Consider the following 24,523-nt stretch of genomic DNA (forward strand, 5'->3'; position numbering starts at 1 on the left):
CCATGTTTACAGCACGCTTTATTCAAGACGACAAAGCTGGTCAATGGTTTCTCGGACTGTTGTTGCTGGTGTGTGTTCTGGTACCGATATTCAATTTATTGGTACCACAAGACAGTATTTTTCATTTTTCGACCTATAGTGTGACGCTATTAGGCAAGTATTTAACTTACGCCTTGCTCGCTGTCGCTGCCGACCTGGTGTGGGGATATCTTGGCATACTCAGTCTTGGCCATGCAGCCTTCTTCGCACTCGGTGGCTATGTCATGGGCATGTATTTGATGCGCCAGATCGGTGATCGCGGCGTCTACGGCAATCCGGTATTACCCGACTTTATGGTGTTTCTGAACTGGCAAGAGCTACCCTGGTTCTGGCATGGCTTCGATATGTTCTGGTTTGCTGCATTGATGATTATCGTCGTACCCGGTGTGTTGGCCTTTGTATTCGGTTACCTCGCTTTTCGATCACGCGTTTCCGGTGTGTATCTATCGATCATTACCCAGGCACTGACTTACGCACTCATGCTCGCCTTTTTCCGCAATGAGATGGGTTTTGGCGGCAATAACGGACTTACCGATTTTAAAGACATACTCGGTTTTGATTTACGCTCAGATGGCACACGCGTCTTTCTGTTTATTGCTTCGGCATTCGCACTGGCTGGCGGTTATGTCGCCTCGCGCTATATCGTCAATTCGCGACTCGGACTTGCCTGTGTCGCAATCAGAGACGCTGAGAGCCGTACGCGATTCATCGGTTATCGGGTCGAAAACATCAAGCTTTGGATTTTCACTTTTTCTGCTGTACTCGCAGGCATCGCCGGCGCACTTTATGTTCCACAGGTGGGCATTATTAACCCAAGCGAATTCTCTCCGCTCAATTCCATTGAGCTTATTATTTGGGTCGCAATCGGTGGTCGGGCAACACTGTTTGGCGCGGTCATAGGGGCATTGTTGGTCAATTACTCCAAAACCTATTTCACCGCCGCATTACCCGAAGTCTGGCTATTTGCACTCGGCGCCTTATTCGTACTTGTCACTATGTATCTGCCTAAGGGCATGGCGGGATTGCGATGGAATCGGAGGGTTGGCGCATGAGTTTCACTGACACCATCAAGGAAGTTCGAAATCGCGACAAGGTCTTTAGTTTTCTGGTCCCACCAGAGCCACCGAAGCTAGATCTTTCACATAACATCGCACTATATATCGAAGGCGTGAACAAGAGCTTCGATGGATTCAAAGCGATCAATGATTTGAATCTTTACATCGACGCAGGCGAATTGCGCTGTATTATCGGTCCGAATGGCGCCGGCAAATCGACAATGATGGATATTATTACGGGGCGTACCAAACCAGACAGCGGACAAGTATGGTTTGGCCAACGCCTCAATCTACTCGAACTGGATGAACCGCGTATCGCCGAAGCCGGTATCGGTAGAAAATTTCAGAAACCAACTGTGTTCGAGTCACTAACGGTGTGTCAGAATCTGGAACTCGCGATGGCGCAGAACAAACGTGTCATCCCTTTGCTGTTCGCCAGACTAAGTGGCGAACAACGGGATCACATCGACGAAGTGTTACACACGATTAATCTCGTCGACATGCAAAAAGAACTGGCGGCGAAACTATCACACGGACAGAAGCAGTGGTTGGAGATCGGCATGCTACTCATGCAGAGACCCGCTTTGTTGCTGGTTGATGAACCTGTTGCCGGTATGACCCATCAGGAAATGGAACGTACGGCAGCACTGCTAACCTCGCTCGCCGGTGAGCGCTCCGTGATAGTGGTTGAACACGACATGGAATTTGTACGCTCGATCGCACGCAAGGTAACGGTTCTGCATCAGGGAAGCGTTTTATCCGAGGGCACCATGGATCAGGTGCAAAACGATCCACGCGTGAAAGAAGTTTATCTGGGGGAAGACTGATGCTGACACTTTCTGGGGTGAACCAGTTCTACGGCCAGAGCCATACACTCTGGGATATCGAAATGGAAATAACACCGGGACAATGCACCTGTCTGATGGGACGCAATGGCGTTGGTAAAACCACGCTGCTGAATTGCATTATGGGGGCATTGTCACTGGAAAGCGGTGAAATCGTCTACCAGGATAAGCCGCTACACAGCATGAGCATGGAGCAACGCGCACGCAATGGCATTGGCTACGTTCCGCAGGGTCGTCAGATTTTTCCGTTACTCACGGTCGAAGAAAATCTCAGAATTGGTCTGTCATCGCGTCGCGACAATATCCGAAAAATCCCTGAATTCATTTTCGACCTGTTTCCAGTTTTAAAGGAAATGCTGCAACGCCGTGGCGGTGACCTCTCCGGCGGCCAACAACAGCAATTAGCGATAGGTCGTGCGCTGGTACTCGATCCAAAACTACTGATACTGGATGAGCCAACTGAAGGAATACAACCGAATGTAGTAGCAGAAATTGGCGACGTTATTCGCAAACTCAACAAAGAGATCGGGCTTACGGTTTTACTTGTTGAACAGAAGCTACCTTTTGTGCGCAAGGTAGCGGACCGATATTACATTCTTGATCGTGGCAGACGTGTCGCCAATGGCAATATCGACGAATTGAGCGAGTCTCTGGTAAAGGAATATCTCACAGTATGAGTGTGGCGGTATTAGACAAAACTGCGACAGGCTGGAAGGCGGAACTGGAACTCACTCTGTCGCTTCGGCGGGGGACCACCGTCATGAGGCGCAATCGCAGCCTCGGTCCCTTGCGCGTGCAACGCCCGTTTTATCCCGAAGCGAATCTACCGCACATTTATTTATTACACCCGCCTGGAGGCGTCGTCGCCAGCGATCAACTGAACATCGACGTTGTACTCGAAGCAGGCGCCCAAACATTGATCACAACTCCCGGCTCGACGAAGTTCTATCGCAGTGCTGGTCACACCGCAAAAGTCAGACAGCATTTTTTTGTCGACAAAGACGCGTGCCTGGAGTGGTTTCCCCAGGAAAATATTTTTTTCCCCGGCGCTTGTGCGGATTGCCGCACTCGTGTCGACCTCGAACACGGCGCGAAATTTGTCGGTTGGGAAATCAATTGCCTTGGGCGACCAAGCAACCGTGAACTATTCGATACCGGCGTACTTTCCGCTCGATTCGAAATTTTCCGCCAACAGCGTCCATTGTTGCGTGACAACTTACGCGTGGTGAACGCGTTTGACTTGAACTCACCCACTGGTTTACGCGGCTTCCCGATGATGGGAAGTTTTTTCGCCAGTGGCTGCAATCAACAACTAAAAGAATCCGTACAACAACAATTGCATCAACAGTTCGACGAATTGTGTTGTGGCGTCACACTACTCGATGACTTACTCATCGTTCGCATACTTGGACATCAGACCGAGAAGATCCAGCAAATAATGATACCCATCTGGCAAATGCTCAGACCCGAATTACTACAACGTCCAGCAGTACTTCCACGTATCTGGGCGACATGAGATGAGGAAAACCTATGGAATTGACTCCACGCGAAAAAGATAAATTGCTGATCTTCACCGCTGCGCTACTCGCAGAAAGAAGACTGGCGCGCGGACTTAAACTCAACTATCCCGAAGCCGTCGCGATGATTACCGCGGCAATCATGGAAGGCGCTCGCGACGGAAAGACCGTTGCTGACTTGATGAACGAAGGTCGTGAAGTATTAAACGCCGATCAGGTGATGGTTGGGGTGGCTGATATGGTACACGAGGTTCAAGTGGAAGCTACTTTTCCCGACGGCACCAAACTGGTCACGGTTCACAATCCCATCGTCTAGGAAAGAGGCAGGAGAATTTTATGAAACCCGGAGAAATCATTACTGCCGATGGCGATATCGACATCAATGTCGGCCTGACAACGGTGCAGATCGATGTCGCCAATACCGGCGACCGTCCCGTACAGGTCGGTTCGCATTACCACTTTTACGAAACCAATCCAGCACTGCAGTTCGATCGTGAGGCCACCCGCGGATGTCGTCTGAATATCGCCGCCGGTACGGCGGTGCGTTTCGAACCCGGCCAGCGTCGACGCGTGGAACTGGTGAGTTATAGCGGCAGGCGACAGGTCTACGGTTTTCGTGGCGACATCATGGGACAACTGGAGGATTAATCATGGCGAAAATGTCCAGACGCGCCTATGCGGAAATGTTTGGCCCGACCACCGGCGACAAGATGCGTCTCGCCGATACTGAACTGTGGATTGAAGTTGAAAAAGATTTCACGACCTATGGCGACGAAGTCAAATTTGGCGGTGGCAAAGTCATCCGCGATGGCATGGGACAGTCGCAGGCCTGCGCCAGTGAAGTCGTTGATCTGGTCATCACCAACGCGCTGATCATCGATCACTGGGGCATCATCAAGGCCGATGTCGGCATCAAGAACGGGCGCATCGCGGCGATAGGCAAGGCGGGCAACCCGGACATACAGAACAATGTCGACATCGTCATCGGTCCGGGCACCGATGTGGTCGCCGGTGAGGGCAAGATACTCACCGCCGGTGGCATCGATTCGCACATCCATTTTATCTGTCCGCAGCAAATCGAAGAGGCACTCGCGTCCGGCGTGACCACCATGCTCGGTGGCGGCACCGGTCCGTCGACAGGAACCAATGCCACCACCTGCACGCCGGGTCCGTGGAATATTCACCGCATGCTGCAAGCAGCCGATGCCTTCCCCATGAATCTGGGTTTTCTTGGCAAGGGTAACGCCAGCGTCGCCGCACCACTGGAAGAACAAATCGAGGCCGGTGCAATGGGACTCAAACTGCACGAAGACTGGGGCACCACACCGGCCGCGATTGATACCTGTTTAAGCGTTGCCGATCGCTTCGATGTGCAAGTCGCGATACATACCGACACACTCAACGAATCGGGATTTGTGCAGGACACGATTGCCGCGTTCAAGGATCGCACCATACATACTTATCACACCGAGGGAGCCGGTGGCGGACATGCGCCGGACATCATTACCGTGTGTGGCCTGCCCAACGTCCTGCCCTCGTCGACCAATCCGACGCGTCCTTACACGATTAACACCGTCGACGAACACCTCGACATGTTGATGGTGTGTCACCATCTCGATCCGTCGATTGCCGAAGACGTCGCCTTTGCCGAATCGCGCATTCGTCGTGAGACGATTGCCGCCGAAGATATCTTTCACGACCTCGGCGCCTTCTCCATGATCTCTTCCGATTCACAGGCCATGGGTCGTGTTGGCGAAGTCATCATGCGTACCTGGCAGACCGCGCACAAGATGAAAATACAGCGTGGCGCGCTCAGCGGCGACACAGCATTCAATGACAATCATCGCGTCAAACGCTATGTCGCCAAGTACACCATCAACCCGGCAATCGCCCACGGCATTGCACACGAAGTCGGTTCGGTGGAGAAGGGCAAGCTGGCCGATCTGGTGTTGTGGAATCCCGCGTTTTTCGGCGTAAAGCCATCACTCATCATCAAGGGCGGCATGATTGCCTATGCCGCAATGGGTGATCCCAATGCCTCGATACCCACACCGCAACCGGTGCACTATCGCTCCATGTTCGGCAGTTATGGCAAGGCGCGCAACGCCACCAGCATGACGTTTATTTCCGAGGCTGCAAGCAAGGCTGGCATTGCGCAACAACTGGGTTTACAGAATCTGATCGGCGTTACTCGCGGCAATCGCAAGGTGAAAAAGGCCGACATGATACACAACGACTACCAACCCCATGTGGAAGTCGATTCGCAAACCTATGAGGTGCGCGCCGACGGCCAGCTGCTGAGCTGCGATCCGGTCGACGAGTTGCCCATGGCCCAACGTTACTTTTTATTCTGACAATGATAGAACTGACACAAATACTCACCGACAAAGACAGTGACTACGAAACTACGCTGAGTCTGCCCATCGACCAACGGGGCAAGAGTCGGCTCAAGGTAAAACTGGACGACGGACGTGACGCAGGACTATTTCTCGAGCGCGGCAATTTACTGCGCGACGGTGATCGCCTGAGCAATGAACAGGGTGTGGTAGTAAAAGTTGTCGCCGCCGCAGAATGTGTGTCCACCGTGCACAGCGATGATTTAACGCTGCTCGCGCGTGCCACCTATCATCTAGGTAATCGCCACGTTCCGGTACAGATTGAAAGCGGCTGGATACGCTATCTGCACGATCATGTTCTCGATGCCATGCTCGAGCAAATGGGATTGTGTGTAGAAGTCTCGCATGCCGCCTTTGAGCCAGAGGCCGGTGCCTATCAGCAAATGACGGGCGGCGCACATCATCACGGACATGGTCATGCGCAACACTAGTCCCCAACTGTCGCAGCTGCGCCTGTTTCAGATGATCAGCCCGTCGCTGCCGATTGGCGCTTTCACCTACTCGCAAGGGCTGGAGTGGGCAGTCGAAAACGGCTGGGTGCGCAATGAAAAGGATACGCAGGCATGGTTACTATCGACGCTGGACAACAGTCTGGCGCGACTCGAATTGCCAGTGATGCAACGAATGCATCAGGCGCTGCAAGAAAATTCGACACAGGACTTCTTCTACTGGAGCGAGTTCGTGTGGAGTTATCGGGAAACCAGTGAACTGCGGGCCGAGGAAACCCAGCGCGCCTTAGCCTTTTTCGAAATACTGAGAAAACTACCGCGCTGGACCGGTGAGCAGGCGTTGCAAACACATCGCGACGCATTACTGCTGACGCAAATCGCCGACTATACTCTCGCCGGATATCACTGGCAGATCGATGTAAAAGAACTGATGGCGGGATTGGCGTGGAGCTGGCTGGAAAACGCGGTCAATAGTGCAATCAAACTGGTGCCACTGGGACAAAGCGCCGGACAGTCCTTGCTGTTTGAACTGTCGGAACAGATTCCGGCATTGATCGATTCTGCTTGTGCATTAAATAACGAACAACTAGGCCCTAGTACGCCGGCGCTGGCGATCGCCAGCAGCCGACATGAAACGCAATATTGCCGACTATTTAGATCCTGATGGAGTGAACATGAATAATAAATCCCCTTTACGTGTTGGTGTGGGTGGACCGGTAGGTTCGGGTAAAACAGCCTTGCTAGAGCAACTGTGCAAGACCATGCGCGATGACTACAACATCGCTGTTGTAACCAACGATATCTATACCCGTGAAGACCAGCGTATTTTAACCGAGGCCCAGGCCTTAGCCCCGGAACGCATTGTCGGCGTGGAAACAGGTGGCTGTCCACACACGGCCATCCGCGAAGATGCCTCGATGAATCTTGCGGCGGTCGCCGAATTGTCAGCGCGTTTCGAAGACCTGGACGTCATTTTTATCGAAAGCGGCGGTGACAACCTCAGCGCCACCTTCAGTCCGGAACTGGCAGATCTGACGATATATGTCATCGATGTGGCGTCCGGTGAAAAGATCCCGCGCAAAGGCGGCCCCGGCATCACCCGCTCTGATTTACTCGTCATCAATAAGATCGACCTGGCTGAACTCGTGGGTGCATCACTTACCGTGATGAATAGTGACACCCAACGGATGCGCGGCGAAAAACCCTATGTCTTTACCAATCTCAAGACCCGTGAAGGTCTCACTGACATCATCGGTTTTCTGAAAGACAAGGGGATGTTGGCCAGGGCATAGATATCTATTGCGGCACAGGGTTTGTGCCAACACTATTCTTTGCGCGCCGAAAGTCTTTCCCCTAGGTAATTGCGTCGTTTTGGGCGACATCCCGCCCGTGATTTTGCTATGCTTCCCTGTTCCGAAGAATTGCCGGGGAAGAAGCCGTTTCAACCGCCGGATACACCAGCTAAATCACAGACGACCAGGAAACCATGTCCGAAAAGAGTTATAAAGACACCCTCAACCTTCCCCAGACCAAATTCCCGATGAAGGGCAATCTTGCGCAGAAGGAACCCGAGATTCTCAAGCGCTGGGGCGCCATGAATCTCTATCAGAAACTGCGTGAAACCGGCGCCGGCCGCGATAAATTCATCTTGCACGACGGCCCGCCCTACGCCAATGGCGATATCCACCTCGGACACGCGGTCAACAAGATACTCAAGGACATTATCGTCAAATCCAAAACCTTGAGCGGTTTTGACGCCCCATACGTACCCGGCTGGGACTGCCACGGGCTGCCGATCGAACTTCAAGTGGAAAAAACCGTGGGTAAGGCAGGGGCCAAGGTCGATGCCAAAACCTTCCGCAAGGAATGTCGCAAATATGCAGGCAAGCAGGTCGACAGACAGCGCAAAGGCTTTATTCGCCTCGGCGTACTCGGCGATTGGGAAAATCCCTATCTGACCATGAATTATCAATTCGAGGCCAATATCGTACGCGGCCTGGGCAAGATCATCGAAAACGGCCATCTGCTCAAGGGCTTTAAGCCGGTGCATTGGTGTGTGGATTGCGGCTCGGCGCTGGCCGAAGCCGAGGTTGAATACGAAGACAAAAAATCACCTGCGATAGACGTACGTTTCGAGGTACTCGACGATGCGGCATTGATGTCACGTTGTCATCATGTCGAGAACGAAGGCAAGGGCCCGATCTCGCTGGTGATCTGGACGACTACCCCGTGGACACTTCCCGCAAACGAAGCCGTATGTCTAAACCCCGGACTGGATTATGCCGTGGTTGAATGTGATGGCGATCATGGCACCGAACGTTTAGTTATTGCCGAAGCCTTGTTGAAAGACGCCATGGGTCGCTGGAACTTTAACGAACACCGCGTCGTCGCTTATGCCAAGGGCGAGGCATTGGAAGGCCTGAAGTTACAACATCCGTTTTATAACAAAGAAGTACCGGTAATACTCGGCGACCACGTGACCACTGATGCAGGTACCGGTGCCGTGCATACCGCACCCGCCCATGGCCAAGACGACTACGTCGTCGGTTCACGCTACAAATTGCCAGTGGAAAACCCGGTCGGTGCCGACGGAAAATTCCTGCCCGGTACTGAATTCTTTGCCGGCGAACATGTGTTCAAGGCCAATGACCAGGTGTTAGAAGTCTTACGCAGCAAGGGCAGACTGGTTCACGCCGAATCCTTATTGCACAGCTACCCACACTGCTGGCGTCACAAAACGCCAATCATTTTCCGCGCCACGCCGCAGTGGTTTATCAGTATGGAACAGAACAAACTGCGCGCCCATGCCAATAAGGCGATCCAGGAAGTGCAGTGGATACCGGATTGGGGCAAGGCGCGTATCGAAGGTATGGTCGCGAAACGCCCGGACTGGTGTATCTCGCGTCAACGTACCTGGGGTGTACCGATTGCGGTATTCATCGACAAAGACACCCAGGAATTGCATCCACACACGCCAGAATTAATTGAACAAGTGGCTCAACGCATGGACAAGGGCGGTATCGACGCCTGGTTTGATCTCGATACAGCGGAATTGCTCGGCGACGAAGCTGCCCAGTATCAAAAAGTTACCGATACCCTCGATGTGTGGTTTGACTCCGGCGTGACACATTTTTGCGTGCTCAATCCGCGTGACGATTTGCAATTCCCGGCGGATTTATATCTGGAAGGTTCGGACCAGCATCGTGGATGGTTTCAATCGTCGTTGTTGGCATCAATCGCGATCAATAACACTCAACCTTATCGCCAGGTGTTGACCCACGGTTTTACTGTTGACGAGAAGGGACACAAGATGTCCAAGTCTCGCGGAAATGGTGTAGAGCCGGACGAGATCACTAAAACCGTCGGTGCCGATATTTTGCGGTTGTGGATTGCCGCGACTGACTATCGCGGCGAGATGACTTTCTCACAGGAGATATTAAAGCGCACCGCCGATGCCTATCGTCGCATTCGTAATACCGCGCGCTTTTTGCTGGCCAATATGAGTGAATTTGACCCGGCTCAACACAGTGTTGCTGTAACCGACATGTTGGCCTTAGACCGTTGGGCGATTCAAAGAACACAAGAAGTTCAAAATGAAATAAAAGCCGCCTACGACAGCTATGAATTTCATCTGATCTACCAAAAAATTCATAATTTCTGTTCGGTAGATATGGGCAGTTTTTATTTGGACGTTATTAAAGACCGCCAATACACAACCCAAACCGATTCTATTGCTCGACGTTCCGCACAGACGGCGATGTACCACATCATGGAAGCGTTCACCCGTTGGGTTGCGCCGATTTTGAGTTTTACTGCTGATGAATTGTGGCAGTACATACCTGGCCAACGCAGCGATGCGGTATTTCTGGAAACCTGGTATGACTTACCGAAAGTCGAGACCGATGGCGTGTTTACTCTGGATTACTGGCAGGAAGTTCTCGAAGTTCGAGTAGCCGTGAGCAAGCAGCTTGAACAATTACGCGTGGCTGGCAAAATCGGATCTTCTCTTGATGCCGAGGTGGACTTGTATTGCGGACAGGAATTATTTCAACGCTTGAGCAAACTGGAAAACGAACTACGTTTTGTGTTGATTACCTCAGGCGCGCGTATACATCGCGAAACCGAAAAATCCTCGAGCGACACACATATCACATTAGAAAATGGCGACGAGATGTGGGTACGTACACAAGCCTCAGAGCATGCCAAATGTGTACGTTGCTGGCACCATCTGGAAAGCGTTGGACAAAACAGCGAGCATCCGGAATTGTGTGGACGTTGCGTAGACAACGTTGCTGGTAGTGGTGAAAAGAGGCAATACGCCTGATGCTGAAGTGGACTTGGATATCGCTGGTCGTGGTGATCCTCGACCAGCTCAGCAAGCTTGCGGCCAGCGCCAACCTGCAAATGTTTCGACCGGTTGAGGTGATCCCGTTTTTCAATCTCACGCTGGCGCACAATCCTGGCGCGGCGTTTAGTTTTCTTGCAGACGCGGGTGGCTGGCAACGCTGGTTTTTTACTGTACTCGCAGTTGCCATCAGCATTTTATTAATTTTCTGGATACGTTCACTCAAATCTCACGAAGGCAAAATGGCAATAGGCCTTAGCCTGGTACTTGGTGGTGCGATCGGCAATCTGATTGATCGCCTCGCCTATGGCTACGTCGTCGACTTTCTCGACTTCTATGTTGGTGATTATCACTGGCCGGCATTCAATATTGCCGATTCGGCAATCACTATCGGTGCGGGATTTCTCATCGTCATGAGCTTCATCAGTGAACGTAACCGCAAGCCGAGTAGCGAACTGTAACAATGACCACAAGAGTTCATGTCGTTGCCGCAGTTATTACTGATGAACGCGGCAACATCTTCATCGCCAAACGTCCAGCAGACAAGCACCAGGGCGGTTTATGGGAATTCCCGGGCGGCAAGCGTGAAGCGGACGAGACACCACTCGACGCATTAAAACGCGAATTGCACGAAGAGATCGGCATTGATGTTATCGACGCACGCCCATTGATTCAGATTAACCACGACTACCCCGACAAGTCTGTTTTACTCGATACCTGGAAAGTGACAGAATTTTCCGGCGAGGCCCACGGCAAGGAAGGTCAGGAAACTAGCTGGGTGCGTCCCGATGCACTCGACAACTACCCCTTTCCTGCTGCCAACCAGCCTATTATCACGGCGGCACAATTACCCGATAGCTATGCAGTTACGCCTGAACCCCGCGATGAAGACAGTTTTTACCGTCAACTGGAAGGACAGTTGCGCGACGGTATTCGCCTCATCCAGTTGCGTATCAAGGAACGATCAGAACAACATATCAGACGTATCATCGATAATGTCCAAACGCTCGCAGATGCCTATCGCGCGCGTGTCATGCTCAATACCTATTTACCTGTTAACGAGGTATTTGGTAGCGCCGGGCGTCATTTGAATACACAGCAACTTTTATCACTTGAGCAAAGACCGATTTCTGAAAAATTTTTGCTTTCCGCTTCCTGTCACTCATCCGCAGAATTACAACATGCGCTGACAATAGGTGTCGACTTTATCGTGATTTCACCGGTGCTACGTACCAGCAGTCATCCCGAAGCAACACCGCTGGGATGGGAAAAGCTTAAAAGTCTGTGTGAGGAATCCACAGTGCCAGCATATGCGCTTGGCGGTATGGAAAAGGCGTTTTTAAACCAGGCGTTTTCTCACGGCGCACAAGGCATCGCTGGAATATCTACTTTTTTTACAAGTAAAAATATAACGCGGAATGCGAATCCCTCCGCATCCCGCGCTGATTGAGCCCGTCCCTGGGCGATTCCGTTTGGAGCTTCCTTGTTAAACTGCATCCTGCAGCTTTTTCTTGTTAGTAACGAATATCAGAAGTCGGACACCGGGAGGTGGGGGTTGAGAGAGGAGTGTCCGACTCCTAATAATTCGTTTAAAACCTGGCCCCCGCAACTTCTCCAGTGGCCCACTCAGGTTTGCGAGGAATAAATCTGCGGAAAAATCGAATCAGTGCTAGCACAAAACCGTTGGCTCCGCCCGGTCCGTATGGCACATAGGCGTGCATACGACTGATTTTTCCATCCTGCAACTCCACTACAAACACCTGAGAAAAATTCATTTTCTGCCCTGTCTTCATAACGTGTGAAGTGTTGATCTCGACAGCACCTTTGTTTGCATCTTGTGAAACAAAGACCTGCTCGACTGTGAAACCAAACTTCTTGATTCCGCCAAAGGCCCACTTCAAACCACAACTAATCTCGTACTTTCCTTTCATTTTTGGCATGGGATAATGAGGATCGTACAACTCAGCTTCCTCGCCAAAGTATCCCATCAGGCTCTCCAGGTCCTTACTGTGAATCGCCTCAATCATTCCATTCATTACCTGTTGAAACTGTGTCGTCATGTCGCTTTCCTTTTCGCTGCACAACATGTCTCTGTTGCAAATAATAATACGGTTAACACCCCGTTCACTGAAGTGAGATAGTTCACATCGATGGCGTGGTATTTTGCACAATAAGTGGGTGGGGTAAATTATTTGTAAAAATAATCTATTCGACGTATCAGGAGGATCGATCCATGTCGAAAGGTGTCAGCATGAAGAAATAGCACTAAAGTAGTAGCAGCCCGTGTCAGTATCTTGCAACCCAGGCGAGCTAGCCTTGGCAAGACAAAATATTAGGTTAATTGGGGTTGTATGTAATACGATACTTGCAAAGGAATCCAGGCATACTTAACAACGAACCGCCTGGACCTCCCAAGAAACGAAAATAGTTTTTTTCATAAAATAAAAGGGATACAGGATGAAAATAGCGTCTTCCACATTTATTCTTTTAATTGTTCTTTTACTTATTGGTTGTGGTGGTGGGGCAAACACATACACAGAAATTTCGGGACGCATCTCCAAAGGCGTCATCAGCAAGGCCAAAGTCTCGGCATATTCTCTAAACGAGGAAGGCAAGAAAACACTTCTCGGCACCACCCACTCCGATAATTCCGGCCGCTATAAGATTAGATTAACTGGCTCTCATCTTCAGCCTATCCTGCTTCAAGCCAGCGCTGATACTGACACAAAGATGAAGTGTGATACTCAGATTGGTTGTAAAGCTACCGACGATAGCGATATTGCTTTTGGCGAGGACCTTATTCTTGATGAGAAATTTGAACTTGAGGCGATCATACCTATTCTACAAATTGGTGAGGACAACTTTTCCAATATTAATTTCTACACTCACCTCGCCAGCAAACTAGCGATACAGCGAATTGAACAACAGACAGAAAAGTTTAACGCTCTATCCGTTGCCAAGGCCAACTCCAAGATCAGTGATCTTTTACAAGACCTGAATATCATCGGTATATCTGACGATGCACATACAATTGAGTTGGTAGATGTAGCAAACAAACAGGAAATATCAAACGCGATTGAAAATGAGAAGGATAGTCAAGTGTTATTTGGCGTGTTACAGGCTTCGACTGCACGCTTAATAACACAACAATTACCCGACACAAAACTTTATAGCGAAACCATAAGTGGCTTCTCTAAAACCTATATTGATAACAATGGTGAGCTAAAACTATACAGCAAGACCGCAAGCTTTTCGGTTCAAGCATTACTGGAAGGCATGCGCGAAGAACTTAAAGGTATAGAAGGCTTTCACCAAGACCTGGTTTTTTCACCATATCTTCAAAAAATCGAGTCTGAACTCGATGAACTAAATATCGATACCGATAAGAAACCGGAGAAAGAAAAATCTGAAAAGAAGAAGGAAGAAGCGACACCTGATAGTTCTGAAACTGGACCGGATCAGCCCGGACCACAGCCGGAACCAGAACCAGAACCAGAACCAGAACCTGTCGATGATGATAATGACGAACAAGTCGACGAAAGTGCGACAACAAAAACCGGCTTCTACTCTGAAATAGAAAAACTCTTGTTTAATGAAATCGATTCCGGTAAACGCCTGATCACTTCATTACGCACAATGGGGCACACGATAGACGAAAATAGTGCGCTGCTAGGCAAGAAACTTCTAAACAGCATGGGTGGGGAGATCAACGTAGAGCAAGTCACTGATGACTTTCTTGGCTATGTCGATATTGCCAAAACCCTATATCCCAAAGTTGGCGGTGTGGTTCTGGCCATGATCAAGATGGGTGAAGCCGAGTCTGATCTCGTGTATGACCTTGCCCTCGACAAAGACAACTACCTGCCCGAGGGCCTGGACATCAGCGGTACGGTGACAGCCACAACCAAATGGGGCTCGCGTTATCTGGTGTTAAACAATGGTTTTATCGAAGGTCTTGGCCAGGTCGAGCTGGAGGTCAGAGCCTGGAGATATTACTACTGTTACTACTGCTATAATTCCGAACGCGTCAGCATCAACTTAAAGGTGAGCGGCGAATACGGCAGCATATCCATGCGCACCTGGGGAGCAGACCTTGATCGTAGCTGGAGCTGGGCACAACAAACCTATATCCCCCGCGCCTTGAATATTAGTGATGCGGATATAGAGGTAACACTACACAAAGCAGGCGCCAAGGACAGCTTGCGTATCAACAATGCGGGTATGGATTTACGCCTGCGTTGGCCTTACGGTGGCAGCACGATTTTACCAACCGTAGATTATGTTGCCGTCGACGGTTATTTCTATAACTATGACTACGACAATGCGATTAGCTCTTTCAGAGGTCGCCTGTCGTATAACAATAATAGTTGGATGAACTATTCCAACGATCCAGTGCAATGGGCAAAGCACCATGCAAACTACTTTAGCGTTAACGCCAGTTTTAATGCCTATCTGCGTGTACCGGATCCAAACAGACCCAGCTATACACAGTACAAGAGTGTGAAAGTTGAAGCCGGACTACAGAAGAACTCCTGGCGCGGCCTGGTAAAGTCGATGTCTATTCGTTACGACAACGAATACTTTTCATTTGAACATCAGGACGGCTCCTCTCAAATCAATATTGCTAACCGAGCAGGTGCGATGGTCGAGGCAATATTGGATCCGGATGCGAAGGAGTTGATACTCGGCAATATCACGGTTAAAGGAAAACAGGTTGCCAGTATTGAGAACACGGAGCTTGGCCCGATCATTCGATATGCGGATGGAACGATAGAGAGTTTTTAGTCACATGAGCGAGCAATACGCAGGTAGCATATAGTTGTGATTAATTAATCCCAATACATACCTGTATTGCTGATAAATCAACACTGGCATCAGCAAACGAACGGCCCACACTTCTTTTAGAATGTGGGCCGTTCGTTTTTATAACCACCAGTGCCATACAGACACGTTTCTAATTTGAAAATGCGAATTGATTTCCAGCTTCTCCTTAACTACCTTTATTAATAAGAACAAAAAGCAATAACAACAATACAAATTTGCATTTACATGTGGGGATTAAATGAATAAGCAAATAAAACCGTCTATCTACGGGACGAAGTTGTCCTGTTTTCTCATCATACCGTTGCTCACGCTTAGCGCATGCTCCGAGTCCATACCTGATACTAATGCGGGTAAACAACAAGCCAGCAATACTGGTCAACAGCACATCGGTACACGGGCTCTCACCGTAGACGAACAACTGACGAGTGCGATTGGAAGTGGTTTCCGTACGACTGCGGCAAACCTCCCAACAAATGGCTTTGTTGGAAATATCGGAGGCTACAACCTCAACGGTACTATCGCAGGAATTATCGGTAATACCGGTGGCTTTGGAGGCTTCGGCGCGTTTATCAGTTTTTTCACTGGCAGTTTGCCCGTTTCTCCACCCGGTGGCGGAGCTGGCGTTTTACCACCAGGCTTAGGAAACGGAACACCACCACCGGGTCTAGGCGCCGGTCTACCGCCAGGAATCGGCGGCGGCACACCACCGTTCACTCCACCCGCTGGGAGCCTGCCGCTTCCCGCTTCAACAGCAGACACGTCGCTATTTGTGAGCAGCGTGGAGTTGTCTGATACAAGCAGCGCTTTTATCGATACAGATATTGATTTGGTTTTGGTCGGACGCGCAACTTCGTCTGCGCCTTCGTTCTCGATTCTCGCGGTCACCGAAACCACTATCCCATGCAGAAGCGGCGGAAGTGTAACCATACTCAAGGACGACGTCGCTCCAGTTGGCTTTTCAACTGGTGACAATACCACTTTCACTTTTGCCAATTGCGTAAGAGGCCTGAACGGCAACATCACCTTAAACGGCAGTCGTGGTTTTTCAGTAGACGCAGCAACAGGAACACCGTTTGTTGATCCAACATGGTCAAGCAACACATCTATGTTTCGAAAAACTCTCAGTCGGGCAAATGCCACCACAGGTAACACTCATATAGCATCTGGAAACTCCAGCACCTCAATTTCCGTCTCACCGACAAATGAAAGTCAGACAGCAAGCGGTAGTGGTAGCGCAGAAGAAACCACGAGCACCGGAGCGACATCTCACACATATAATTTTGATGTTGATTTTGCGGCAGACAAGACTAATCAAAGCTTCAATTTTACACTTAGCATCAGCATTGTCGGCGACGCCACCATCGCCGTCGCAACGCCAACACCGTTTAATGGCACCATCGGAAGTGCGCCAACAGCCGGCCAAATGACGGTAAAGCGCAGCTCTGCAACAAATTCTGAAACACAGACACTCACTGCACAAGCAGACGGCAGTATTTTAGTCGAGATTGACACGAATGGAGACGGCATCCCTGACAGCACAAGCACGCAAGCGAGTTGGGCTCAGGTGTTATCGCAGTTGTTCAATAGTCCGATATAGCGATTGGCGAAAAAGCGAACGAAGTTCGAGTCCGGTCTCAATGAAGGCACAATCGGAGATTAGGAACAAATACCTTGAGCAGAATAGAAAAGAATGGTGCCCCCGGCAGGACTCGAACCTGCGACCAACGGATTCATGTAATCTCACTGTTTCCAGTAAGCACGGACTATCTCACCACCCACAACATAACTTGTTTGGGTGTGGGACGCTCTAGCCTGTTATTAAGAACACTCAAGTTCTCAGGTAGTCTCTGCACCTTCCAGCGGTGTACCGCTGGCTTGGCTCAGGATTGCCTTCAGCCATACTGCTAAGGGTTCCCTGAATTCATCCCATTCATTTCATGCCTTTCGGCATGAACGCACCTTTTTGATGAGTCCGCTGCTCTAACCAACTGAGCTACAGGGGCATTAGGGCATGCATTTTAACAAGTAAATTTTACTTTGGATATCCTGAATAGCGTTGATACCATACGGTTATGAAATTGTTCATAAGCACCACAAAATGCACTACTTGTGTCGAATGCGGAGAAAAACTTTCCGGGCGCCAAAGAAAATATTGCTCCCGCGAGTGCAAGAACTCACACAATAATCTCTTCTTTCAATCCTATCTAGCTCAGCAAAAGAGGGGCCGAGAACGCAAATTGACACTCATAAGAAAGATGGGCTCAGCATGCAGTATCTGCGGATATAGTAAAAATTTCGCGGCGTTGGAATTTCATCACATAAACCCGGGGTCAAAGAAATTCCAACTTGATTTAAGATCTTTGTCAAACCGCAGGTGGGAAGCGATAGAAAAAGAAGTTGAAAAATGCCAGCTCCTTTGCTCCAACTGCCATACTGAAATACACAACACTGACTGCTATATATAAGACAAGAAAAACCTAGCCATCCTTGGCGATGAGTCCTTAAGACTCCGGTCTTGCCTTTCCCTGGCAAGACGTCGAGGGCGCACACAGCGGGCGCCCGAAATATTCACATTTTCAAGCCGCGATAGTATAACCCGGAGTCCGAAAACAAAAAAGGGCGCTAAAAGCGCCCTTTATTCACAGACAACAATACTTTACTTATTCAAGAAAGCTACGTAGCTGCTCCGAACGCGAAGGATGACGCAGCTTGCGCAATGCCTTGGCTTCAATCTGACGAATACGCTCACGAGTAACATCAAACTGCTTACCAACTTCTTCCAAAGTATGGTCGGTATTCATATCGATACCGAAACGCATGCGCAACACCTTGGCTTCTCTTGCAGTCAGGCTTTCGAGTATGCGCGTAGTAGATTCACGCAGACCTTCGAAAGTCGCTGAGTCACCTGGTGCGACCATATTCTGGTCTTCGATAAAGTCCCCAAGATGCGAATCTTCATCGTCACCAATCGGCGTCTCCATGGAGATAGGCTCTTTGGCAATCTTCAGAACCTTGCGTATTTTGTCTTCCGGCATTTCCATGCGCTCTGCCAATTCCTCAGGCGTAGCCTCACGACCCATTTCCTGCAGCATCTGACGTGATACGCGATTGAGCTTATTAATCGTCTCAATCATGTGTACCGGTATACGAATCGTACGTGCCTGGTCGGCAATAGAACGGGTAATTGCCTGACGTATCCACCATGTCGCATAGGTCGAGAATTTGTAACCACGACGATATTCGAACTTGTCGACCGCCTTCATCAGACCGATATTGCCTTCCTGAATCAGATCAAGGAACTGCAAACCACGGTTGGTGTATTTTTTAGCAATCGCGATTACCAGACGTAGGTTGGCCTCGACCATTTCCTTCTTGGCGCGACGTGCCTTGGCTTCACCAATCGACATATTGCGATTGATCTCCTTGAGCATGAAGATAGGCATGGTGCTTTCAGCTTCAACGTCAGCCAGCACAGCCTGACGATCAAGAATATCCTGAGCCAGTTCTTTCAATTTTGTAGAATAGCTCTCGCCCTTCTCGATAAAACCATTCACCCAATCCAGGTTGGTTTCGTTTTCGGGGAAGCTGGAAACGAATTCCTTCTTCGGCATACGCGCGTCTCTGACGCATATAGACATAATGCTGCGTTCTTCCGCACGTATTCTGTCTACAATCTCGCGCAGCTCAGTCACCATCTGCACGACAAAACGTGGCGCTAGTTTGAATTCCAGAAACTGTTCGCCGATCTGAGTGTTCAGATCACGACATTTCTTGTGACCGTTGCCATGCTTAGCTGCCGCCTTGGTATATTTCTCGTGCAATGCGGCCAACTTGCCGACACGCTCACGCGCTTCTTCCGGATCTGGCCCGGTATCAATCTCAGCTTCAGCATCATCCCCATCCCCGTCCCCATCTTCGTCGTCTGACGCATCACTTTTGGCGCTAGCAGAATTATTTGCATTAATCATGACGCTAGTGGACTGGGATGGAACCTCGGCAGTCTCCTCATTGGGATCAATAAATCCTGTAATGAGATCTGTCAGGCGAAGTTCTTCATTATCAATACGCTGGTATTCTTCGAGAAATGCCGCAATTGTGCGCGGATATGCACCAAGTGCGGACAGAACTTGACGTAAACCCTCTTCGATACGCTTGGCCAGTTTGATCTCGCCTTCGCGAGTCAATAACTCTACCGTTCCCATTTCGCGCATATACATACGCACAGGATCGGTGGTTCGACCAAACTCACTATCGACAGAGGCCAGTGCGGCTGCGGCTTCTTCAGCCGCGTCTTCATCGGTTACCGCCTGATCAGACATCAACATCGCATCGGCATCGGGCGCGACTTCATGCACCGGGATACCCATGTCGTTAATCATATTGATGATGTCTTCGATTTGCTCCGGATCAACAATTTCATCCGGAAGGTGATCATTCACCTCTCGATACGTCAGATAACCTTGTTCTTTACCTTTTGCGATTAAAAGTTTGATCTGCGACTGCTGTTGTGAATTCATATGAGAAATAACAACCTTTATTATACGCGTACATCAAAAAATAGCCGGCAATCATACAGAAATAATCCGATAACGGCTAGCCCTCTTAACATCCTTGTCACGCCTGCGGTACCGTGACTCGCGTAGCCAGTAACTCACGCAGCGATCTCTTCTCCTCAGACGTCAATTCCGTGTATTGGGATTTCTTGAGCAATTGATCCAACTGTACTTCCAATCCTTGTTGTTCTAGTTGTTTCAGTGTGTCCAGAAACTCCGGACCTAATCCCTCAGGTGGTAACGGCAACTCCTCTGCCGCCAGTTTTGCCAACTGCCCAAATTCATCTCGGCCTCTCCAACGCTCCAACAAAGCGGCCGTGTTGATTTGGGGGCTGTCTCTCAAAAATTCAAGTAATTCATGTAATAACAATGTACCCGGAACCTGCAACGAGGCAATATCCTGAGGTCTTTTGACCTTTTCAGCCAACGCTGGGTGTTGTATCAGCAAGGTGATCGCCCTACGCGCGACACTGCCGACCTGTTGCTGTCCCCTAGTAAATGTAGCAGGGGATTGCCGAGGCGCAAGTCTGGCCCCTGTCGCCAAACCATACTGCCGCATCACTTCTTCACCAGAGAGACTTGCGCCATCCGCCAGTCGTTCTACCAACAGCCGCCTATACCCTTCGTCCTTGAGTTTAAGCACATATGGCTTAGCCAGATTCAAAAGACGTGCTTTGCCGTCTAGTTTTCGTATATCGGCTTTAAGCAATAGACTTTCATAGAAAAATTCAGAAAGCGGTAAAGCGTTGCGCAAATATTTTTCAAAGCTTTCCTTGCCCGATGACCTGACTAAACTGTCCGGATCTTCGCCTTCCGGCAAGAACATGAATTTAAACAGGGTTTTTCCATCGACCGCTTCCAGTGACGCCTCCAGCGCCCTCCAAGCCGCTTGCTTGCCCGCTCGGTCGCCATCGAAGCAAAAAATCACTTCATCTGTATGTCTGACCAGCTCCTGTATGTGGTGTTCCGTTATCGCCGTTCCCAGAGTGGCCACTGCGTTGGTCACGCCATGCTGCGCCAGCGCTACAACATCCATATAGCCTTCGACCACCACAACCGCACCTAACTCCCGGTTGGCCTGACGCGCCTGATAGAGCCCGTAAAGCTCGCGCCCCTTATGAAAGATCGGCGTCTCTGGCGAGTTGAGATATTTGGGCTCACCCTGATCGATTACACGACCACCGAAGGCAATCACCCGACCACGCCGATCGCGTATTGGAAACATAATACGATCACGAAAGCGGTCATAGCTATTATTACTACGCTCCTTTTCGATCAGCATGCCTGCCGTCTGCAAACTCAAACGCAGGTATTCACTATCACCAAACGCGGCTAACAGACTATTCCAGCCAGAAGGGGCATAGCCTAATTCAAATGCCCTGGCGGTTTCACCGCTCAGACCCCGCTGCCGAAGGTAATCGACTGCCCGCGCCTTTTCGGGATGAGAACGCAACTGCTTCTGGTAATAACGACTAACCTGCTCCATCAGCTCGTAGAGATTCTGGCTCTGTTCGCGATTACGGACAGGAGCAGATTTTTCACCACCCTCATAGGGAACATCAACGCCCAGTTGCGACGCCAACTCTTCAATCGCCTCGACAAAACTCATGCGATCGTAGTCCATAAGAAAACCAATGGCGGATCCATGAACGCCGCATCCGAAACAATGATAAAACTGCTTTTGCTGGCTAACTGTAAATGACGGGGTTTTTTCCTGGTGAAAAGGACAACAAGCCTTGTACTCACGGCCTGCTTTTTTTAATGGAACGCGCGAATCAATAATGGCGACGATGTCGACGCGCGCAAGGAGATCATCGATAAATTGCTGGGGAATCCTGCCAGACATGTGCTCCCCGGAAGAGTGTCAGGTACTGCTTATTCTATATATATGCTTAGGCAGTTAACAGTGATTTGATGCGAGCGCTTACTGCACCCATATCGGCTCGACCTTTCATCTTGCCCTGCAGGCTACCCATGACCTTGCCCATATCTTTCATGCCAGCGGCGCCGGTTTGAGCAATTGCATCCTTGATGAGTTGCTCGATTTCCTGCTCGGATAAAGGCTCAGGCATGAACTCCTGTATGACAGTAATTTCCTGGTTCTCTTTCTGAACCAGGTCATCACGACCGGCAACTTCGAATTGGGCAACGGATTCGCGACGCTGTTTAACCATCTTATCCAGCACCGCCAGCACCTGCTCGTCATCAAGCTCGATGCGTTCATCCACTTCCCGTTGCTTGATTGCCGCCATAACCAGACGGATCACTGCAAGGCGTTCTTTTTCCTTGCTGCGCATTGCATCCTTGACGGCGTCTTGCAGACGCTCCTTCAGCGACTGGCTCATGACGTGTTCCCTCTGGCAGGTAATTTATCGAGTAGTAGTGGTACTGCCTACGACTCGGCGCGAGCCGCGACCGGTGCGTGTACGCATGGCGTTGTCACGTGCATTTTTCTTCAGCTGACGCTTAACGGCTGCTGCTTGCTTGCGCTTACGTACCTGGGTTGGCTTCTCGTAGAATTCACGGCGACGTACTTCAGACAGTACACCCGCCTTTTCACAAGAACGCTTGAAACGACGCAGAGCGATATCGAATGGTTCGTTTTCTCTAACTTTTACTGATGGCATTATGTAAAATCACCTCGATTAAATGCTGCCCCTCTTCGGGAAAAGGTCAGCGACTTTTGCTGTTTCCGGGCCAGAAATACGAGCACAGGCCCCAGAGAACCGCGAATTCTACCCATTTGTATGGCCAATCGCAATTGGCAAAAACCAAAATACATGGAGAATTTCCAAAAACATGCTGGTACTCGGTATCGAAAGCTCGTGTGACGAGACAGGAATCGCCCTCTACGATAGTGAACAGGGACTGATCGGGCACCGAATTCATAGTCAAATCGCGCTACACGCCGATTATGGTGGAGTGGTCCCTGAACTGGCTTCTCGAGATCACGTTCGCAAGGCCTTGCCGCTCATACACTCACTACTACAAGACTGTGGCGTTGACGCCAAACAAATCAACGGCATAGCTTATACCAGCGGCCCGGGCCTTGCCGGGGCGCTACTGGTTGGCGCAGCCTTGGGTCGGAGTCTCGCCTGGGCCTGGGATATTCCCGCTGTCGCCGTCCACCATATGGAGGGGCACCTGCTCGCGCCCTTACTCGAAAAACCGGATATTGCCTTTCCCTTTAATGCGCTACTGGTGTCAGGCGGCCATACCATGTTGCTACTCGCCAAGAAGCTGGGCGACTACGAATTACTTGGTGAATCCCTTGATGACGCCGTCGGCGAGGCCTTCGATAAAGTCGCCAAGATGCTCGACCTCGGTTATCCCGGCGGACCGAATGTCGCCAAGCTAGCCGAGCAGGGAGATCCAAAACGCTTTCGCTTTCCCCGGCCTATGACTAATCGCCCTGGCCTGGATTTTAGTTTCAGCGGGCTCAAAACCTTTGCCCTCAACACCTATTACGAAAACAAAGATAGTCCCAACATCAAGGCCGATATCTGTAGAGCCTTCGAGGATGCTGTGGTCGACACCATGGTCATCAAGTGTCGACGAGTCATCGAACAGACTGGGGTAAAGCAACTTGTAGTTGCCGGCGGCGTCAGCGCCAACAAGCGACTGCGGGAGCGATTACAACAATTTGGCGATCAATATGGCGGTGCGGTGTATTTTCCATCCATGGAATTCAGCACGGATAATGGCGCAATGATAGCGTACGCCGGGTTTCTCCGCTTGAAGGCCGGTTGCAGGGAGCCATTAGCCTTCAGCGCAAAACCTCGTTGGGATTTGTCTAGCCTGGAGGCAATCTAACTTATCTGTCTTTGACCTTGATCTTTACAGGCTGCATGTCAGGTACATCATGACGCACATCCTGCTCCTGGCGCTTATGGCTCAGGTGCGTGGCAATAACGCCACCAAGGATTGCTCCGACGAAAAACGAAATTACTACAGCTTCGATTACGGCATACATTAAGTCCATGTGACACCTCCTGCGGCGGCCATCTATGACTGACAAACTTTCCTACCTAATATAATGTCGGAAACCAGCGCGACATCTTTACGTAATTATGAAAACAGCATGGAATGTGCCAGTGATTCAGTTAGTTTAATCCCGCCGATTTACTGATAAAAATATCTCAAACAATCAATCGCCTATTAATTTTCCTGCAGGCAATACACGAAATTTTGAATTGAAAACCAATGTATCACGACCTGGACCTGGAATCTTTCTGCTCTAAATATTGACGACCACGCAAATTCTCGACGTCTTACGCGCACATCAATTAAAGCTGTTTATCGCGCGCGATAAAGTCCGGTAATAAAGTAGCATCAACACCGTATTGGCCCGGCAATCCACTGCCGCCCGCCGAGAGTTTTGCCGTCTTGACGTCAATCCAGAAACGCATACAGTTATTTGATTTAAAATGTAGCGTCGAGAAAAGATTGAATATGGCACACTTTGCGCAACAGCTACTTCGCATGTTCGCTATCCTTAAA

23 protein-coding genes are annotated in these 24,523 nt (G+C 50.0%); 16 read left to right on the forward strand and 7 right to left on the reverse strand.

Going from position 1 to position 24,523, the window contains the following annotated elements:
• The first annotated feature begins 2 nt into the window (after positions 1-2).
• From urtC to OEZ43_01145, 13 genes are all read left to right on the forward strand, one after another.
• Positions 3-1,091: an urea ABC transporter permease subunit UrtC gene (gene urtC, locus OEZ43_01085; protein MDH5544151.1), complete on the forward strand. Its 1,089-nt coding sequence runs from the start codon at positions 3-5 to the stop codon at positions 1,089-1,091.
• A complete protein-coding gene (gene urtD, locus OEZ43_01090) occupies positions 1,088-1,921 on the forward strand; it encodes an urea ABC transporter ATP-binding protein UrtD (GenBank protein MDH5544152.1) in 834 nt (277 codons plus the stop codon). Before urtC ends, urtD begins: the two co-directional genes overlap by 4 nt.
• Entirely contained in the window at positions 1,921-2,616 is a 696-nt protein-coding gene (gene urtE, locus OEZ43_01095) for an urea ABC transporter ATP-binding subunit UrtE (protein MDH5544153.1), read from the forward strand. The genes urtD and urtE overlap by 1 nt, the downstream gene beginning before the upstream one ends.
• Complete coding sequence (locus OEZ43_01100) at positions 2,613-3,455, forward strand: urease accessory protein UreD (protein MDH5544154.1); 843 nt, start codon at positions 2,613-2,615, stop codon at positions 3,453-3,455. The genes urtE and OEZ43_01100 overlap by 4 nt, the downstream gene beginning before the upstream one ends.
• A 14-nt stretch (positions 3,456-3,469) precedes the next feature.
• Positions 3,470-3,772 carry an urease subunit gamma gene (gene ureA / locus OEZ43_01105; protein MDH5544155.1) on the forward strand — a complete coding sequence of 101 codons (303 nt, stop codon included), beginning with the start codon at positions 3,470-3,472 and terminating at the stop codon, positions 3,770-3,772.
• Positions 3,773-3,792: 20 nt separating this feature from the next.
• Positions 3,793-4,104 carry an urease subunit beta gene (locus OEZ43_01110; protein ID MDH5544156.1) on the forward strand — a complete coding sequence of 104 codons (312 nt, stop codon included), beginning with the start codon at positions 3,793-3,795 and terminating at the stop codon, positions 4,102-4,104.
• Between the two features lie 2 nt (positions 4,105-4,106).
• Positions 4,107-5,810, forward strand: coding sequence for an urease subunit alpha (gene ureC, locus OEZ43_01115; protein ID MDH5544157.1), 1,704 nt, complete (start codon positions 4,107-4,109; stop codon positions 5,808-5,810).
• Positions 5,811-5,812: 2 nt separating this feature from the next.
• Entirely contained in the window at positions 5,813-6,283 is a 471-nt protein-coding gene (gene ureE, locus OEZ43_01120) for an urease accessory protein UreE (GenBank protein ID MDH5544158.1), read from the forward strand.
• Positions 6,270-6,965, forward strand: a complete 696-nt coding sequence (locus OEZ43_01125; GenBank protein MDH5544159.1) for an urease accessory protein UreF — start codon at positions 6,270-6,272, stop codon at positions 6,963-6,965. Before ureE ends, OEZ43_01125 begins: the two co-directional genes overlap by 14 nt.
• 10 nt (positions 6,966-6,975) lie before the next feature.
• Positions 6,976-7,593 (forward strand): urease accessory protein UreG, encoded by a 618-nt coding sequence (gene ureG, locus OEZ43_01130; GenBank protein ID MDH5544160.1) that lies wholly within the window; start codon positions 6,976-6,978, stop codon positions 7,591-7,593.
• A gap of 194 nt (positions 7,594-7,787) precedes the next feature.
• Entirely contained in the window at positions 7,788-10,625 is a 2,838-nt protein-coding gene (gene ileS / locus OEZ43_01135) for an isoleucine--tRNA ligase (GenBank protein ID MDH5544161.1), read from the forward strand.
• Complete coding sequence (gene lspA, locus OEZ43_01140) at positions 10,625-11,107, forward strand: signal peptidase II (protein MDH5544162.1); 483 nt, start codon at positions 10,625-10,627, stop codon at positions 11,105-11,107. The genes ileS and lspA overlap by 1 nt, the downstream gene beginning before the upstream one ends.
• Before the next feature lie 2 nt (positions 11,108-11,109).
• Positions 11,110-12,096 carry a Nudix family hydrolase gene (locus tag OEZ43_01145; GenBank protein MDH5544163.1) on the forward strand — a complete coding sequence of 329 codons (987 nt, stop codon included), beginning with the start codon at positions 11,110-11,112 and terminating at the stop codon, positions 12,094-12,096.
• A gap of 139 nt (positions 12,097-12,235) precedes the next feature.
• Here OEZ43_01145 and OEZ43_01150 read toward each other — a convergent pair whose 3' ends face one another.
• Positions 12,236-12,706, reverse strand: a complete 471-nt coding sequence (locus OEZ43_01150; GenBank protein ID MDH5544164.1) for a nuclear transport factor 2 family protein — start codon at positions 12,704-12,706, stop codon at positions 12,236-12,238.
• 397 nt (positions 12,707-13,103) lie between these two features.
• Between OEZ43_01150 and OEZ43_01155 the strand changes: the two genes are divergently transcribed.
• Both OEZ43_01155 and OEZ43_01160 read left to right on the forward strand, forming a co-directional pair.
• The gene (locus tag OEZ43_01155) at positions 13,104-15,431 is read left to right on the forward strand and encodes a hypothetical protein (protein ID MDH5544165.1); all 2,328 of its coding nucleotides are present in this window, start codon (positions 13,104-13,106) and stop codon (positions 15,429-15,431) included.
• A 277-nt stretch (positions 15,432-15,708) separates the two neighbouring features.
• Positions 15,709-17,067: a hypothetical protein gene (locus OEZ43_01160; GenBank protein ID MDH5544166.1), complete on the forward strand. Its 1,359-nt coding sequence runs from the start codon at positions 15,709-15,711 to the stop codon at positions 17,065-17,067.
• 1,063 nt (positions 17,068-18,130) lie between these two features.
• Here the strand turns inward: OEZ43_01160 and rpoD are convergent.
• The 4 genes from rpoD to rpsU all read right to left on the reverse strand — a co-directional run bounded on the left by rpoD (position 18,131) and on the right by rpsU (position 22,650).
• Positions 18,131-19,987: an RNA polymerase sigma factor RpoD gene (rpoD, locus tag OEZ43_01165; protein MDH5544167.1), complete on the reverse strand. Its 1,857-nt coding sequence runs from the start codon at positions 19,985-19,987 to the stop codon at positions 18,131-18,133.
• Positions 19,988-20,084: 97 nt separating this feature from the next.
• Positions 20,085-21,869 (reverse strand): DNA primase, encoded by a 1,785-nt coding sequence (gene dnaG / locus OEZ43_01170; GenBank protein ID MDH5544168.1) that lies wholly within the window; start codon positions 21,867-21,869, stop codon positions 20,085-20,087.
• A 46-nt stretch (positions 21,870-21,915) separates the two neighbouring features.
• Entirely contained in the window at positions 21,916-22,368 is a 453-nt protein-coding gene (locus tag OEZ43_01175; protein MDH5544169.1) for a GatB/YqeY domain-containing protein, read from the reverse strand.
• 24 nt (positions 22,369-22,392) lie between these two features.
• Positions 22,393-22,650 (reverse strand): 30S ribosomal protein S21, encoded by a 258-nt coding sequence (gene rpsU, locus OEZ43_01180; GenBank protein MDH5544170.1) that lies wholly within the window; start codon positions 22,648-22,650, stop codon positions 22,393-22,395.
• A 172-nt stretch (positions 22,651-22,822) separates the two neighbouring features.
• On the opposite strand from rpsU, the gene tsaD reads away from it, so the two are divergent.
• A complete protein-coding gene (gene tsaD, locus OEZ43_01185; protein ID MDH5544171.1) occupies positions 22,823-23,836 on the forward strand; it encodes a tRNA (adenosine(37)-N6)-threonylcarbamoyltransferase complex transferase subunit TsaD in 1,014 nt (337 codons plus the stop codon).
• 1 nt (position 23,837) lies between these two features.
• Here the strand turns inward: tsaD and OEZ43_01190 are convergent, their stop codons facing one another.
• Together OEZ43_01190 and OEZ43_01195 are read right to left on the reverse strand one after the other, a co-directional pair.
• The gene (locus OEZ43_01190; protein ID MDH5544172.1) at positions 23,838-24,005 is read right to left on the reverse strand and encodes a hypothetical protein; all 168 of its coding nucleotides are present in this window, start codon (positions 24,003-24,005) and stop codon (positions 23,838-23,840) included.
• 304 nt (positions 24,006-24,309) lie between these two features.
• The gene (locus OEZ43_01195; GenBank protein MDH5544173.1) at positions 24,310-24,507 is read right to left on the reverse strand and encodes a hypothetical protein; all 198 of its coding nucleotides are present in this window, start codon (positions 24,505-24,507) and stop codon (positions 24,310-24,312) included.
• Positions 24,508-24,523: the final 16 nt, after the last annotated feature.

The sequence above is a fragment of the Gammaproteobacteria bacterium genome, assembly GCA_029881255.1.
Classification (GTDB): Bacteria; Pseudomonadota; Gammaproteobacteria; order S012-40; family S012-40; genus JAOUMY01.